The organism is Streptomyces sp. NPDC001194 (genome assembly GCF_042896985.1).
Lineage (GTDB): Bacteria > Actinomycetota > Actinomycetes > Streptomycetales > Streptomycetaceae > Streptomyces.
Window position 1 is genome coordinate 24,905 of record NZ_JBIAXU010000007.1, and the last position, 14,467, is coordinate 39,371.

A 14,467-nucleotide genomic window follows, 5' to 3' on the forward strand; every position below is an offset into this window, starting at 1 on the left:
CGCCCGTACCGGCCCACGCCCTAGGCTCGGGGCATGCGCATCGTCTCCCTGCTTCCCGCCGCCACCGACATCGTGGCCGAGCTCGGTCTCGCCGCGGATCTGGTGGGCCGTACGCACGAGTGCGACTGGCCGCCGGACGCCGTGGCCGGGGTGCCGGTGGTGACCGCCGCCGAGTTCTCCTCGGACGCGCTGAGCAGCCGGGAGATCTCGGAGGCGGTCGGCGGGGCCGCGCACAGCGGGTCCTCCCTCTACACGCTCGACGCCGGGGCGCTCGGCGTCCTCGCGCCCGACGTGATCCTGACCCAGGACCTCTGCGACGTCTGCGCGGTCTCGTACGCGGGGGTGAGCCGGGCGGTGCGCGTACTGGACGGCGGGCCCCGCGTGCTCAGCCTCGAACCGCGCACCCTGGGCGACGTACTGGACTGCCTGGTCACCGTGGGCGGGCTGCTGGGCGTACGGGAGGCCGCGGCGGAGCGCCGGGCCGCGCTCGCCGCCCGGCTGGAGGCCGTACGGGCCCGGACGGCGGGCCGGACGCGGCCGCGGGTGGTCGCCGTCGAGTGGCTGGATCCGCTCTGGCCGGCCGGGCACTGGGTGCCGGAGCAGATCGCGGCCGCGGGCGGCGAGGCGCTGATCGCCGCGCCGGGCGAACACACGCGGCCGATGGACTGGGAGGCGGTCCGGGCGGCCCGCCCGGACGTACTGCTCCTGCTGCCCTGCGGGTTCAGCCCGGAGCGCACCGTACGGGAGCGGGAGCTGCTGACCTCCCTGCCGGGCTGGGCGGAGCTGCCCGCGGTGCGGGCCGGGGAGGTGTGGGTGCTGGACGGGCCGGCGTACTTCAACCGGCCGGGTCCGCGGGTCGTGCGCGGGGCGGAGGTCTTGGCGCACGTCCTGCACGGGGTCGCGGTGGGCGCTCCGGTGACCGCGGCGGAGGCGTTCCGGCTCGGCGACGGGGTGTGATCAGGGCGTTCCGGGGGCCGGGCGGGCCGTGGTGAGCGTGAACATGGCGCCCTCGGGATCGCGGAGGTTGACCCAGCGGTCGGTGGCGCTCGACATGATCGTCGACAGCGTCGCACCGCCGGAGGCCGCGGCCGCCTCGATGGCCTCGTCGAGGTCCGGGACCCGGAAGTAGACGTGCCAGCGGGGTCTGGACTCCGGCGCGTGCGCCGAGGCCTCGGTGATCCCGCCGTTCAGGCGGGCGACGGGTTCGCCCGCCTGTCGCAGGACGACCTGGTCGTCCTCGTACGAGACCTCGCAGCACCCGGGGCGGCCGGTGGCCCACTCCAGCACCCCGCCGTAGAAGATCGCCGCCTCGAAGGCGTCCCTGGTGCGCAGCTCCAGCCAGGCGGGCGCCGGACCGCGGCCCACGCGCCAGTCGGCGGACACGCCGCCCGCCCAGATCCCGAAGACCGCGCCGTCCCGGTCGGCGACCAGCGCACCGCGGCCGCCGGAGGGGAAGGAGACCGGGCCGACCGCGACGGTGCCGCTGCGCTCGCGGATCCGGTCCGCGGCCTCGTCGGCGTCGTCGACGGCGAAGTACGGGGTCCATGCCGCGGCGACCGGCAGGTCCGCCGTCAGCGTGCCGATCCCGGCCACCGGCACCCCGTCCAGGTGGGCGACGGTCCAGCCCTCGCCAAGCCGGGCGGGCCGGAACTTCCAGCCGAGGACCGCGCCGTAGAACTGCTGGGTTCCCTGGAGATCGCGGGCCATCAGGCTGACCCAGCACGGCGCGCCGAAGACCTCCCTCGTAGAAATCTCCACCGCACGCTCCGTCCCTCGTCCAGCCCAGCCCATCGTCCCCGCGGGGCCGTCGGCCCGCACGTCGGCCCGTTGGACCGGAATCTCCGTCCCGGCCCGCACGTCGGCCGCCCGCCCTGCTCAGCGGCCGCTCCCGGCGCCCTGCCCCGCGATCAGATCGGTGAGGGCGGCCATCCCGCCGTCCGCGAGGGCCCGGCGCTGCCGGTCCGCGGGGGTGCCCTCTTGGAGCAGCCGGTGCAGCAGGGCGCCGACCTCGCGCTGGTCCCCGGCCTCCTCCAGGGCGGGCGTGATGTGCCGCATCAGCAGCCACAGCACGTCGCCCGCGCTGCGCCGGGAGCCCAGCGGGTCCATGAGCACGCCGTCCAGGCCGTGCCGGGCCGCGTGCCACACGGCCGCCTGGAGCAGCTCGGGCGGGCAGCTGACGCACGGGACTCCCGCCTTCTCCTCGGCGATCGCGGTGCTGACCAGTGCGCGGACGATCCCGGTGAGCAGCACCGCGTCGGTGGCGTCCAGCTGTACGTCGAGGCAGCGCACCTCCAGCGTGGGGTAGCGCTCGGACAGTCTGGCCTGCCAGTAGAGCTGGCCCCGGTCGGCGATCAGGCCCGTCTCCACCAGCGCGTCGGCGCGCTCCTCGTAGTCCGCGAGCGTACGGAAGGACGGCGGCGGGCCGCTGACCGGCCAGCGGCCGAAGACGATCGTGCGCCAGCTGGCGAATCCCGTGTCGCGCCCGTCCCACAGCGGCGAGTTCGCCGACATGGCCAGCAGGGTCGGCAGCCAGACGCGCAGCCGGTTGAGGACCGCGACGCCCATCTCCCGGTCGGGCACCCCGACGTGCACGTGCATGCCGTTGATCAGCTGCTCGTCGACGAGGCGGCGCGCCTCCTCCTGCATCCGGAGGTAGCGGGGCTTGCGGGTGACCGGTACCGGCACCGCGTCCCGCAGCGGGGCGGTGGCGGAGGCGGCGAGGAGGCAGCCGTGCTCTTCGGCGGCGGAACCGACCGCGTGCCGCAGCCGCAGCAGGTGGCCGGCGACCTCCTCCAGGTCCGTGCAGACGGGTGTGGCGACCTCGATCTGGGCCTGGAGCAGCTCGTTCTGCACCTCCCCGGCGTCCACGAACGGCCCGAGCCCGGCCGCGACCCGCACCTCCTCCGCCCGGGACACGGGCAGATGGGTGACCGGATCCAGCAGTACGTACTCCTCCTCGACCCCGACCGTGATCATGTCGCGTCGGACTCCTGCCTCGAGTTCTGAAGTCCCGGCCCCGACGGCGGGCCTCCGCCCTCGGTCTCCGGGGTCCTGCGCCTGCCCGGCGGGGAGCCGCCTCATGCAGGGTCGGTGGTCCCGCTCCGGGCGGGGCATTCGGCGCTTCCTTCGGGCGAATCCGGCTCCGGGTCCGTGGGCTGCCGAGTCCAGCGTGGCAGTTCACAGGGAAACGCACCATCGGGCCACCGGCAGAGGCGGTACATGACCAGGAGATCCGCAGGACGGCCGGCGTCCCGGCCGGACGGGGCGCGTACGGGGGCCCCGCGCTCCCGGGTGGCCGTCCGGCGCGCCCGGGCCCGTGGCCGCCGGCCGGGCGGGCGGCCGGTCGACCGGCCGTACGCGTCCGTGTCCCCCCTGCTGCGGACGGCCGCGGCGTACGGCTGGCGGCTGCTGGTGGTCGGCGCGGTCGTGTACACGGTGTTCATGGTGCTGGGACGGTTCCACGAGCTCGCCGTGGCCGTCTTCCTCGGCCTGGTCGGCACCGCGCTGCTGCGCCCGGTGGCCGACCTCCTGGACCGCTGGATCCCCCGCTCCCTCGCCGTGGCCTGCTCGATCCTCGGCAGCTTCGTGCTGGCGCTGGGGGCGCTCGCCTTCGTCGGGGAGACGGTCGCCGCGGGGTGGGATTCGCTGGTGGCGGAGTTCCGGGCGGGCCTGGACCGGTTGGAGCCCTTGCTGGAGCGCCCGCCGCTGCGGCTGAGCCCGCATGCGCTGAGCGATCTGCGGGACCGGATCGGCGACTACCTGTCCAGCCATCGCACGAGCCTGCTCAGCACGGCCGTGAGCGGTGCCGGGCGGCTGGTGCAGGCCCTGACCGTGGTGGCGCTGTCGGTGTTCTGCTCGGTCTTCTTCATCTACTCCGGCGACCGGCAGTGGCGCTGGGTGTGCTCCCAGTTCCCGAAAGGGGCCCAGCAGCGCATCTCGGTCGCGGGGCGGGCCGCGTGGCGGACGTTCACCGGGTACACCCACGGGATCGTGCTGGTGGCGGTGACCAACGCCGTCCTCGTGGGGGTGGCGCTCCACCTCCTGGGCGTTCCGCTGGCGGTGCCGCTCGCGCTGCTGGAGTTCTTCGCCGCGTTCGTCCCGCTGATCGGCTCCCCCGTCGCCCTCGCGGTGGCGGTGGTGGTGGCGCTGGCGGCCAAGGGGCCGCTGGTCGCCGCGCTCGTGGTCGCCCTGATCGTGCTCATCGGGCAGATCGAGGGGCATGTGCTGCACCCGATGCTGATGAGCTGGGCGGTGCGGCTGCACCCGGTGGTCGTGGCCCTGTCGGTGGTCGCGGGTGCCATCGCCGCGGGCGTGCTGGGCGCGGTGGTCGCCGTACCGCTGGTCTCGGTGTTCTGGGCGGTCCGGCAGTCGTTGCGGTCCCCGGACGCAGGGCTCTGAGCTGTGCTTCCCCACATGAGCGGCATCAGTCCGCCAGGAGGGGGTATATCTACCGAGGACAGCTCACGAGACGGCCGTGCCGCATCCGAGTCGGCGCGACCATCCGTCGGAGGAGCCGAGATGTCGTACACGGACGTCACCGAAAGCATTCCGCAGGACACGCTGAGTGTGAGCACCGGCGAGGCCCGAGCGCTGTCGGGGGCCCTTTTCCACCGGCTGCGGCGCCTGGAAGAGGGCGGCCCGGCGTACTCGTACGTGCGCAACACCCTGGTCGAGCTCAATCTCAGCCTGGTGAAGTACGCCGCCCGCCGGTTCCGCGGCCGCAGCGAGCCGATGGAGGACATCGTCCAGGTCGGGACGATCGGCCTGATCAAGGCGATCAACCGGTTCGACCCGGACCGGGGCGTGGAGTTCACGACCTTCGCGATGCCGACCATCGTCGGCGAGATCAAGCGGTTCTTCCGCGACACCAGCTGGGCCGTCAAGGTGCCCCGGCGGCTGCAGGAGCTGCGGATCGACGCCGCGAAGGCGCACGACACGCTGGAGCAGGACCTGGGCCGCGAGCCCACGGACGCCGAGCTGGCGGGGCGGCTGCACGTCACGCCCGAGGAGCTCGTGGAGGGGCAGAAGGCGGCGCACGCGTACTCCGCGCGCTCCCTGGACGCACCGGCGCAGGATGACGGCGACCACAGCGCGTACGCCGACCGGCCCTCGCTCGGCGCGGAGGAGACCGCGTACGACACGATCGAGTGCCTGGAGTCGCTGAAGCCGCTCCTGGCCGAGTTGCCCGAGCGGGAGCGCACGCTGCTCTCGCTGCGCTTCGGCGGCGGGCTGACGCAGTCCGAGATCGGCGAACGGCTGGGGCTCTCGCAGATGCACGTCTCGCGGCTGCTCAACCGGACGCTGACCGCCCTGCGGACCAGCCTCCTGGAGGATCCGCCGGAGGAGTCCGCGCGCGCGTGAGCGGCAGCCGTACTCCGCCCGGATCCGGCCGCCGGCGGGCGACGGGGGTGCTCGGGGCTCCCGTCGCCGACCTCCCCTCGAACGCAGTGATCCCAGTCGCGGACAGGCAGTGGCGAGGCTGGATTTCCGCCGTTCCCGAGAGACAGGGGAACTCGTCCCGTCGAGCGGGGAATCCGGGTGGGTAAGGGGCCGCGGGGAAACGGGGCTCAGGACACCGGTGCGGGATCGCTCCCCTTCGCGGTTCGGGGTCCGACCGGCGCCGGGCCGGACACCTCCGCGGCCTCCGCGGCCTCGGCGGCCTCCATGACCTCCAACCGCCGCAGTCCGGTGCGCCGCTGGACCACGGAGACCCCCGCGACGGCCGCTCCCAGCACCAGCCAGCCTGCCGGCCCGGCCGCCATCACCACACCCGTCAGCAGCATCGGCCCGGCCGACTTCTGAATGGACTGGGACATGCCCGCCACCCCCAGGTACGAGGCCCTCGCGTCCCGGGGCGCGAGGGAGACGGCCAGCTCCCAGGAGCTCACCGAGCGCAGCAGCTCCGCGGCCGTGACCAGCACGGCGGCGGCCAGCAGGGCGATCGAGGCGGCCCAGGCCCCGTGTTCGGGGGTGAGGGCCAGCAGCACGCAGCAGCCGAACAGGGCCAGCCCGTACAGCCGGGCGGCGCCGGCGGCCTCGCGCGGCCGCCGGACCCTCGCCGACACAGCCATCTGGAGGGCCACGACGAGCACGGTGTTGACGATGAGGAAGGCCGGGACCACGGCGTGCGGGGCGTCGGTGTGCTCGATCAGCCACAGCGGCAGCCCGACCCCCAGGATCGAGTCGTCCAGGCAGAGCGGGATGTCCAGGAGGACGAACCGGAGGTAGCCGCGGTCCCGCCAGGGGTTCGCCCCCGGCCGCCCCGCCCCGGGCGCGACAGCGGTCTCGGCGACCGCCTCCCCGCGGCCGTGCCGCTGCTCCCTGGTCCGCCACACCAGCGCCGCGGCCAGGACGAACGACAGGGCGTTGCCCAGGATCAGGACCTGGTACGCCTCGCGCGTGCCCGCGGCGAGGCCGATGGCGGCGAGGCCCGCGCCGAGCGCGTACCCGGCGTTGGCCACGCTGCGCGACAGCGCCTGGTACGTGCCGCGCCGCTCGCCCGCCGCCCGGGTGGCGAAGAGCATCTCCAGCATCTTGGCCGCCCGGTCGCCGAGCGAGGTGACGGCGACCACGAGCAGCAGGACCTCGAAGCGGGTGAACACGAGCAGCGCACAGATCGTGCCCAGGCGCAGCAGGTGGCAGCCGATCAGCAGGGCACGGGCGGGGAAGCGGGCGGCCAGGTGGCCCGCCAGCGGCGAGCCGGCGACGCCCGCGACACCGGCGGCGCCGAGCAGCAGGCCCACCTGCCGCCCGTCCAGCCCGGCCACGAAGGTGAAGTACAGGACGCAGGACGCGCCCCACACCCCCGTACCGGTGCGGTCGAGCAGCTGGGCGAAGAGCATGATCCGGGCGTCCCGGCCACCGGGCGGCCGGCGCAACTGCGCCAGGAGCCCGGTCCCGCCCTCCCCCGGCCCCCGCTCCCCGCAGCCCTTCCGCTTCCCCGCCCCGCGCCGCCAGATCATTCCGGGCCCTCCGCATCCCCCGTCAAAAGTATCTCGATGTCGAGATACCTCGCGGTAGCCTGCCGGAATTTAATCTTGACGTCAAGATAAATCCGAGGACATCCGTCCCGCCCGCCGTCGGCGCCCGCCACCGCGGCGATAGGCTGGGCGCACGGACGAGGGGAGCAGTCGTGACCGACCGCAAGCCACCGGGCGTCAGCTTCGAGTCATGGGTGGACCGTCAGATCAGGGAGGCCGCCGAGCGCGGCGAGTTCGAGCGGCTCCCGGGCTACGGCAAGCCCCTGGCATCGCTCGACGCCCCGTACGACGAGCTGTGGTGGATCAAGGGCAAGATGCACCGCGAGGGATTCGCCGCCCTGCCGCCCGCGCTCGCCCTGCGCAAGGAGGCCGAGGACGCGCTGGAGGCGGTGCGCGCGGCCCGGTCCGAGCGCGAGGCCCGGGCCGTCCTCACCGAGATCAACGAGAAGATCCGCGCCGCGCTGCGCAGGCCGCCGCCGGGCCCGCCCCTGCGCCTCACCGCATTCGACGTCGATGCAGTCCTCGCCACCTGGCGCGAGGGCCGGACCGGCTGACGGCGCGCCCGGGCCCGGTCGTGACGGCTCTCCCGGCCGCGGACCACGGACAGTGCTACAAATGGTTCGTGACCCATCCTTGCAACCCGTGCCGGGGACGTCGGTGCGGTCACTGAGCCAAAAGCGCCCGCGGAGCGTCGCCCGACAGGTATTCGTCCTTCAGGTGGCGATCGTGGTGCTGCTCGCCGCCGGTGCGGTGCTGGCCCTCGTACTCCAGTCCCGGCACGACGTGGACCGGGAGGCCCGGACCCGCTCGGTGGCGGTCGCGCAGACCTTCGCCCATTCGCTCGGGCTGCGCCAGGCCCTCCTGACCCCCGACCCCTCCGCGATCCTCCAGCCGCTCACCGAGGTGACGCGCAAGGACGCCGGGGTGGACTTCATCGTCGTGATGAACGACCAGGGGGTCCGCTACACCCATCCGCTCCCCGACCGCATCGGCAAACAGTTCGTGGGCACCATCGCGCCCTCACTGGCCGGCGAGGTGTACACCGAGAGCGTGAAGGGACCCCTGGGTCAGGAGATCCAGGCCGTGGTGCCCGTCTTCGCCGACCCCTACAAGGACGGCGGCAAGGTCGTGGCGCTGGTGTCGGCCGGCCTCACGGTGAAGAACGTCACCGGCGTGTTCCAGCGGCAGCTGCCCCTCATCCTCGGCACCAGCGCGATCGGGATCGCCCTCGCCACCGCCGGCGCGGCGCTGATCAGCCGGCGCCTGCGCCGCCAGACCCGCGGGCTCGGCCCCCTCGAGATGACCCGCATGTACGAACACCACGACGCGGTGCTCCACTCCGTGCGCGAGGGGGTGCTGATCACCGACGGCGGCGGCCGGCTCCTCCTCGCCAACGACGAGGCGAAACGTCTGCTCAGGCTCCCGCCCGACGCCGAGGGGCAGCACATCCGGGAGCTGTCGGGGCTCGACCCGCAGATGGCCGACCTCCTGCTGTCCGGCCGGGAGACCACCGACGAGGTGCACGAGGCCGGGGACCGGCTGCTGGTCGTCAACCAGCGTGCGACCCGCCCCCGCGGCAGGCCCGAGGGCACGGCGGTCACCATCCGGGACACGACCGAGATGCAGGTGCTCAGCACCCGCGCCGAGGCCGCCCGCAAACGGCTCAGGCTGCTGTACGACGCGGGCGTCGGAGTCGGCACCACCCTGGACGTGCAGCAGACGGCCCAGGAGCTCGCGGACGTGGCCGTGCCGCGCTTCGCGGACTTCGTCACCGTCGACCTGGCGGAGCCCGTCCTGCTCGGCGACGAGCCCACCGCCGTCAAGTCCGACCTGCGGCGCACCGGGATCAGCGGGATCCGGGACGACGTCCCGCTCTACCCCCGCGGCCGGCTGATCGACTTCCTGCCCTCCACCCCGCAGGCGCGCGGACTCAGCAGCGGCCACGCGGAGCTCGTGACCGACCTGGCCGACGCCCCGGGCTGGCACGCCCAGGACCCGCCGCGGGCCAAGGCCATCGTCGACTACGGCGTCCACTCCCTGATCACGGTCCCGCTCAAGGCCCGCGGCGCCGCCCTCGGCGTGGTCAACTTCTGGCGCTCGGAGAAGGAGCCCTTCGACGAGGAGGACCTGACGGTGGCGGAGGAGCTCGTCGCCCGCGCCGGCGTCAGCATCGACAACGCGCGCCGGTACACGCGCGAGCACGCCCTGGCCGTGACCCTCCAGCGCAGCCTGCTGCCGCGCGACCTGCCCGAGCAGAGCGCCGTGGAGGTGGCGCACTACTACCTGCCCGCGCAGTCGGGGGTGGGCGGCGACTGGTTCGACGTGATCCCGCTCCCGGGCGCCCGCGTCGCCCTCGTCGTCGGCGACGTCGTCGGGCACGGGCTGCACGCCGCCGCCTCCATGGGCCGGCTGCGCACGGCCGTGCTGAACTTCTCCTCCCTGGACCTGCCGCCCGACGAGCTCCTCGCCCGCCTCGACGACCTCGTCCAGTACATCGACCAGAGCGTGGCGGGCGGCGACGGCACCGAGGGCGGCCTCATCGGCGCCACCTGCCTGTACGCCGTGTACGACGCGGTGACCCAGCGCTGCACGGTGGCACGGGCCGGCCACATGCCGCCGGCGGTGGTGCGCCCGGACGGCACCGTGGAGATCCCGGAGCTGCCGGCGGGCGCGCCGCTGGGCCTCGGCGGGTTCCCGTTCGAATCGGCCGAGCTGGACCTGAGCGAGGGCACCCAGCTGGTGCTCTACACCGACGGGCTGATCGAGGACCGGACCCGCGACATCGACGAGGGGCTCGTCCTGCTCCGCGCGGCCCTGGCGCACGCGGACCGCAGCCCCGAGGAGACCTGCCGGGAGGTCCTGGCGGAGCTGCTGCCGGTGCGCCCGCGCGACGACGTGGCCCTGCTGGTCGCGCGGACGTCGGCGCTGCCGGCGGACCGGATCGCCGAGTGGGAGGTCCCGTTCGAGCCGAGCGCGGTCGGGGCCATGCGGGCCGTCGCCATGGAGAAGCTGGAGGAGTGGGGCCTGTCCGAGCTCACCTTCGGCACGGAGCTGGTGCTGAGCGAGCTGATCACGAACGCGATCCGGCACGGCGCCGCGCCGGTGCGCGTACGGCTCCTGCACGACCGGGTGCTGACCTGCGAGGTCTTCGACGGCAGCAGCAGCTCCCCGCGGCTGCACTACGCCAAGACCGAGGACGAGGGGGGCCGCGGCCTCTTCCTGGTGGCCCAGCTCAGCCGCCGCTGGGGAGCGCGCTACACGCCGGAGGGCAAGGTCATCTGGTCGGAGCAGTCGCTGCCGGATCCGGAGGAGACCGACCCGGCGTGAGCGGCGGGTGGCTCGCGCGCGACGACGAGCGCCCCTCTCCGAGCGGCCGGACAGGTGGGCCCGGGGATCCGCTCAGCGGATCCGGTGCACCCGCTGGCTGGTGAGTTCGTACCGCGCTCCGACGACGGCCAGCTTCCCGGCCGCGATCCGGGCGGCGAGATCGGGCTCCGCCGCGAGCCGGGAGCGGACGAGCCGGACGTTCTGGGTGACCGCCGCGTCGACGCGCGCCTCCCTGCTCAGCGAGCGGTCGACGGCCGGCCGGATCTGCTCCGCCAGGTAGCGCAGGTGCCCGGGCAGCTGCTCCAGCCCCTCGACGGCGCGGACGGCCGCGGTCACGGCCCCGCAGGACTGGTGCCCGAGCACCACCACCAGCGGGATGGCCAGCTCCACGACCCCGAAGGCGATGCTTCCGAGCACGGCGTCGTCCAGCACCTCCCCGGCCGACCGTACGGTCATCAGATCGCCGAGCCCCTGGTCGAAGACCAGCTCGGGCGGGACGCGGGAGTCGACGCAGCCCAGGATGACCGCGAACGGGTGCTGTCCCCCGACCAGCGCCTGCCGTACGGTCCGCGTGGCATCGGGATGCCGCTCGTGGTACGTCCGCCAGCGGACGTTGCCGGCCGACAGCGCCCGCAGGGCCGCCTCGGGCGTGCCCGGCCGCGGACCGTGCAGGCCGGTGCGGGAGCCGCCGCCGGTGGGGCCCCCGGCGGCCGCCAGCGCGGCGCCCAGGGCCACGGTGAAGGCGCCCCGTACCAGGCGGCGCCGCCCGGGAGTCCCGACGGCCCGGTGCTGCTCGGCAAGGACGCTCATGCGGGCCCAAGGTAGGCCCCGCGGGACCGGGGGTCCGGAGGCGGGCCCGGGCTTGGGGAACTCTTGGGCAAATGCCGGGACCGGCGCGGCGGTCCGCCGGTGGTTCGGCAGTGGTCCGGTGGCGGTCCGCCGGCGGTTCGGGCCCCGGCCCGGTGGCGGTTCAGGCCCGGCCCCGTGGCGGTTCAGGCCCCGGCCCGGTGGCGGTTCAGGCCCCGGCCCCGTGGCGGTTCAGGCCCCGGCCCCGTGGCGGTTCAGGCCCCGGCCCGGCGGCCGGTGCCGGCTCAGCGGCCGGCGCCTGACCTGCCTTGGCCCTGGTCGAAGTAGGCCGCCAGGGCCGGGTCGAGCGGCGGCACGTCCCGGGGCGTTCCGCCGTCGCGCAGGGACTCCGTCGCCAGGCAGCCCACCGCCACCGCCATCCGGGCGGCGACCGGCGAGGTGTCCGTCGCACCCCCGTGCCGTACGAAGCGCAGGAACTCGTCGATCAGCAGCGGGTCGGCGCCACCGTGCCCGCCCGCGGCCGCCCCGTCGGGGACGGTGTACGAGGCGTCCGGCGCGGCCCGGTATCCGGAGCGCCGGGCGTTCCAGACCCGGACCTCGGCGCCCGGGCCGTCGCCGAAGTTCTCCAGGCGGCCGGCGTCGCCGATGACGGTGTAGTTGCGCCAGTAGTCGGGAGTGAAATGGCACTGCTGGTAGGCGGCCAGCACGCCGCCCGCGAGGCGGAGGTTGAGCAGCGAGACGTCCTCGACGTCGATGACGGGGTTCAGGCCGCGCTGGGTGTGCGGTGGCCAGGGGCCGTCCTCCGTGTACCCGTCCTCGCCCTCGGGCTCGCCGGGGGCGCGCCGGTGCGGGTTGTCCCCGTAGACCATGAGGTCGCCCATCGCCTGGACGCGGTCGGTGTAGGAGCCGGCCAGCCAGTGCAGCACGTCGATGTCGTGCGCGGCCTTCTGGAGCAGCAGGCCGGTGGTGTGGCGGCGCTCGGCGTGCCAGTCCTTGAAGTACCAGTCGCCGCCGTGGCCGACGAAGTGCCGCACCCAGACCGTCCGGACCCGGCCGATCGCACCGGCCGCGATCAGCTCGCGCATCATCCGCACGACGGGCATGTGCCGCATGTTGTGTCCGACGTACAGGCGGGTGCCGCTCTCGTGGGCGGTGCGCAGGATGTCGTCGCAGCGTTCGACGGTGATGGCGAGCGGCTTCTCGACGAAGACGGGCTTGCGGGCGAGGAGCGTTCGGCAGGCCAGGTCGGCGTGGGTGTGGTCGGGCGTCAGGACGAGGACGGCGTCGACGTCCGGGTCCTCGATCACGGCTGCGGGATCAGGGGTGGCGTACGCACCGGGAAAGGCCCCGGCGGCGTCCGCCCGGGCCCGCGGGTCGGGATCCGCGACGGCGGTGACGGCCGCGCCGCGGCCGGGCCGGTGTGCCGTACGGGCGATGCTGCCGCGCAGCCCGTATCCGAGGACGCCGAGGCGAAGGTCGGTGGTCATGGGCGAGTCCCTTCCCGGCGGGGCCGGGTTCATCCGCCCGGCCGAGCACCGGATGCCGCCCGCGCCCGGCCGGGGCAGGCTGTGGGCAAGGCAGTCACCACCGCACAGACGAGGACCGCGCCATGTCCCACAGCCGGCGTATCGGCGTCATCACCGCGGCCGCAGCCCTGCTGCTGACCGCCACCGCCTGCTCCGGCCTGGGCCGGAGCACCGTCGGCATGCTGACGTTCCGCGGCCACGACTCGCCGGTGGAGCTGAGCTACTCGAACACCTCGGTGAACGGATGCCACAAGATCTCCCTCCCGAAGGGCGCCACCCACGTGGAGAACAACACCCTGGTCGACGTCGTGCTGTACCGGACGGCGGACTGCACCACGCCCTTGGGCAACGACGGCATCTACGTCGCCACCACGCTCTCGAACGTCACGGCGCCGGTCAGCCTCCCCTGGCGCAGCTTCAGCGTCATCCACTGACACAACGCCGCAGGCCGGGCGCCCGTGGTCGGACGCCCGGCCTCCGTACGGGCCCCGGCCGCAGCCGCCGCGGCTTCGCTGCGCCTAGGGGGTGTCTTGCGCCCGGGCCTGCCCGCGGAAGGCGGCGGGCGGCAGGCCGTAGGCCTCGCGGAACGCCCGGCTGAACGCGGACGCGTGCCGGAAGCCCCGCCGGGCGCCGATGACGTGCACGGGCACCCCCTGGTGCAGCGGGTCCGCCAGGTCCTGGCGTGCCCGCGCGAGCCGCTGGCCCTGGAGGAAGGCCGCGACCGTCGTCCCGTCCCCCTCCTGCTGGAACACCCGGTGGAGATGGCTGACGGAGATGTGGTGGGCGGCGGCGATCGCGGGGACGTCCAGCAGCGGATCGTCGGCGTTGTCCCGGATGAAGGCCATCACGCGCAGCGCCAGGGCGCGCCGGTGCGTCTCCGGGGTCAAGGACCGGTCCGCTTCGAGGACTCCGGCGAAGAGCGAGGCGACGAGATCGGCCAGTACGCCGCTCAGGCGCGGGCCCTCGGCCGGCCGGTAGGACCGGCTGTCCTTGGTCACCTGGTCGAGGAAGGTGGCCAGCAGGGCCCCCATTCCCTCCCGGGCCGAGATGCGCTTGCCGATGACCCGGCCGGCGGTGTTCGGGGGCAGCGGCAGCAGCGCCTTGGGCACCTCGACCCCGATGATCTCGACGGAATGCGGGCCGGAGCTGATGTCGAACGGCCGTGACGTGTCACTGGTGTGGATGTCGAGCACCCCGTGCACCACGGTGTCCTTGCCCAGAGTCACCGCTCCCGCCCCGCGTTTGATCAGCGAGAGGTGGAACGCCTCGGGGTCCGACCTCGCTATCAGCTTCGGTGTGCGATGGAAGGTCAGGGGACGGCATTCCATCGGGTAGACCGTGATCCCGCCGAGCGAGATGACGCGCTGGTTCACCCAGAAGTCGGCGGCGTGCTCACTGCTCATCTCCATGGGCGCATGCGTCTCCGACATCAGGGCCCGCCAGCTCTCGAAACGGTCGGCGGGCGCTAGTTCCGCGCTGCGGAACGTTCTCTCGGGCAGCATGATCACGGGTTTACACCGGCCGTGGCGGCCCGCGCAAGAAGTGCCGGGGCCCGGGGCGCGGGCGGCGGGGCGACTCTCCGTCAAGACACTGTGCACGCCAGGTCAATGCGCGGTGCTCCGGGGCTTGGCAGAGTGGGCGCCGCAAGGTCGGTGAGGGGACGGGAAACCGGAGCCCCCCGACGACCGGGGCCGCTCACCGTCCCGGGGGGGGGGGGGGGCCCCCCCCCCCCCGGGGGGGGGGGGCGGGGGCGGGCCGGGGCCGGGGCCCCCCGCCCCCCCCCCGGGGGGGGGGCCGCCCCCCGCCGCGGGGCGCGGGGCGGCGGGG

General features: G+C 74.4%; 12 protein-coding genes. 6 read left to right on the top strand and 6 right to left on the bottom strand.

Going from position 1 to position 14,467, the window contains the following annotated elements:
• Positions 1 to 33 precede the first annotated feature (33 nt).
• Positions 34 to 957 (top strand): ABC transporter substrate-binding protein, encoded by a 924-nt coding sequence (locus ACFY1T_RS17460; RefSeq protein ID WP_390788911.1) that lies wholly within the window; start codon positions 34 to 36, stop codon positions 955 to 957.
• Here the strand turns inward: ACFY1T_RS17460 and ACFY1T_RS17465 are convergent, their stop codons facing one another.
• Together ACFY1T_RS17465 and ACFY1T_RS17470 are read right to left on the bottom strand one after the other, a co-directional pair.
• Positions 958 to 1,707 (bottom strand): VOC family protein, encoded by a 750-nt coding sequence (locus tag ACFY1T_RS17465; protein ID WP_037848037.1) that lies wholly within the window; start codon positions 1,705 to 1,707, stop codon positions 958 to 960.
• Positions 1,708 to 1,875: 168 nt separating this feature from the next.
• Complete coding sequence (locus ACFY1T_RS17470; protein ID WP_390788912.1) at positions 1,876 to 2,976, bottom strand: glutamate--cysteine ligase; 1,101 nt, start codon at positions 2,974 to 2,976, stop codon at positions 1,876 to 1,878.
• Positions 2,977 to 3,219: 243 nt separating this feature from the next.
• Between ACFY1T_RS17470 and ACFY1T_RS17475 the strand changes: the two genes are divergently transcribed.
• Together ACFY1T_RS17475 and ACFY1T_RS17480 are read left to right on the top strand one after the other, a co-directional pair.
• The gene (locus ACFY1T_RS17475) at positions 3,220 to 4,398 is read left to right on the top strand and encodes an AI-2E family transporter (RefSeq protein ID WP_390788913.1); all 1,179 of its coding nucleotides are present in this window, start codon (positions 3,220 to 3,222) and stop codon (positions 4,396 to 4,398) included.
• A gap of 120 nt (positions 4,399 to 4,518) precedes the next feature.
• The gene (locus tag ACFY1T_RS17480; RefSeq protein WP_390788914.1) at positions 4,519 to 5,361 is read left to right on the top strand and encodes an RNA polymerase sigma factor SigF; all 843 of its coding nucleotides are present in this window, start codon (positions 4,519 to 4,521) and stop codon (positions 5,359 to 5,361) included.
• 206 nt (positions 5,362 to 5,567) lie between these two features.
• Here ACFY1T_RS17480 and ACFY1T_RS17485 read toward each other — a convergent pair whose 3' ends face one another.
• Positions 5,568 to 6,962, bottom strand: coding sequence for an MFS transporter (locus ACFY1T_RS17485; RefSeq protein WP_390788915.1), 1,395 nt, complete (start codon positions 6,960 to 6,962; stop codon positions 5,568 to 5,570).
• 170 nt (positions 6,963 to 7,132) lie between these two features.
• On the opposite strand from ACFY1T_RS17485, the gene ACFY1T_RS17490 reads away from it, so the two are divergent.
• The gene (locus ACFY1T_RS17490) at positions 7,133 to 7,534 is read left to right on the top strand and encodes a DUF1992 domain-containing protein (RefSeq protein WP_390788916.1); all 402 of its coding nucleotides are present in this window, start codon (positions 7,133 to 7,135) and stop codon (positions 7,532 to 7,534) included.
• A gap of 61 nt (positions 7,535 to 7,595) precedes the next feature.
• Positions 7,596 to 10,307, top strand: coding sequence for a SpoIIE family protein phosphatase (locus tag ACFY1T_RS17495; RefSeq protein WP_390788917.1), 2,712 nt, complete (start codon positions 7,596 to 7,598; stop codon positions 10,305 to 10,307).
• A gap of 72 nt (positions 10,308 to 10,379) precedes the next feature.
• On the opposite strand, the gene ACFY1T_RS17500 is transcribed toward ACFY1T_RS17495, so the two are convergent.
• Together ACFY1T_RS17500 and ACFY1T_RS17505 are read right to left on the bottom strand one after the other, a co-directional pair.
• On the bottom strand, positions 10,380 to 11,117 hold the full coding sequence (locus ACFY1T_RS17500) for a carbonic anhydrase (protein ID WP_390788918.1): 738 nt from the start codon (positions 11,115 to 11,117) through the stop codon (positions 10,380 to 10,382).
• 281 nt (positions 11,118 to 11,398) lie between these two features.
• Positions 11,399 to 12,601 carry a Gfo/Idh/MocA family protein gene (locus ACFY1T_RS17505; RefSeq protein ID WP_390788919.1) on the bottom strand — a complete coding sequence of 401 codons (1,203 nt, stop codon included), beginning with the start codon at positions 12,599 to 12,601 and terminating at the stop codon, positions 11,399 to 11,401.
• Positions 12,602 to 12,723: 122 nt separating this feature from the next.
• Between ACFY1T_RS17505 and ACFY1T_RS17510 the strand changes: the two genes are divergently transcribed.
• Positions 12,724 to 13,074 carry a hypothetical protein gene (locus ACFY1T_RS17510; RefSeq protein WP_390788920.1) on the top strand — a complete coding sequence of 117 codons (351 nt, stop codon included), beginning with the start codon at positions 12,724 to 12,726 and terminating at the stop codon, positions 13,072 to 13,074.
• An 84-nt stretch (positions 13,075 to 13,158) separates the two neighbouring features.
• Here the strand turns inward: ACFY1T_RS17510 and ACFY1T_RS17515 are convergent, their stop codons facing one another.
• Positions 13,159 to 14,142, bottom strand: coding sequence for an AraC family transcriptional regulator (locus ACFY1T_RS17515; protein ID WP_390788921.1), 984 nt, complete (start codon positions 14,140 to 14,142; stop codon positions 13,159 to 13,161).
• Positions 14,143 to 14,467 lie beyond the last annotated feature (325 nt).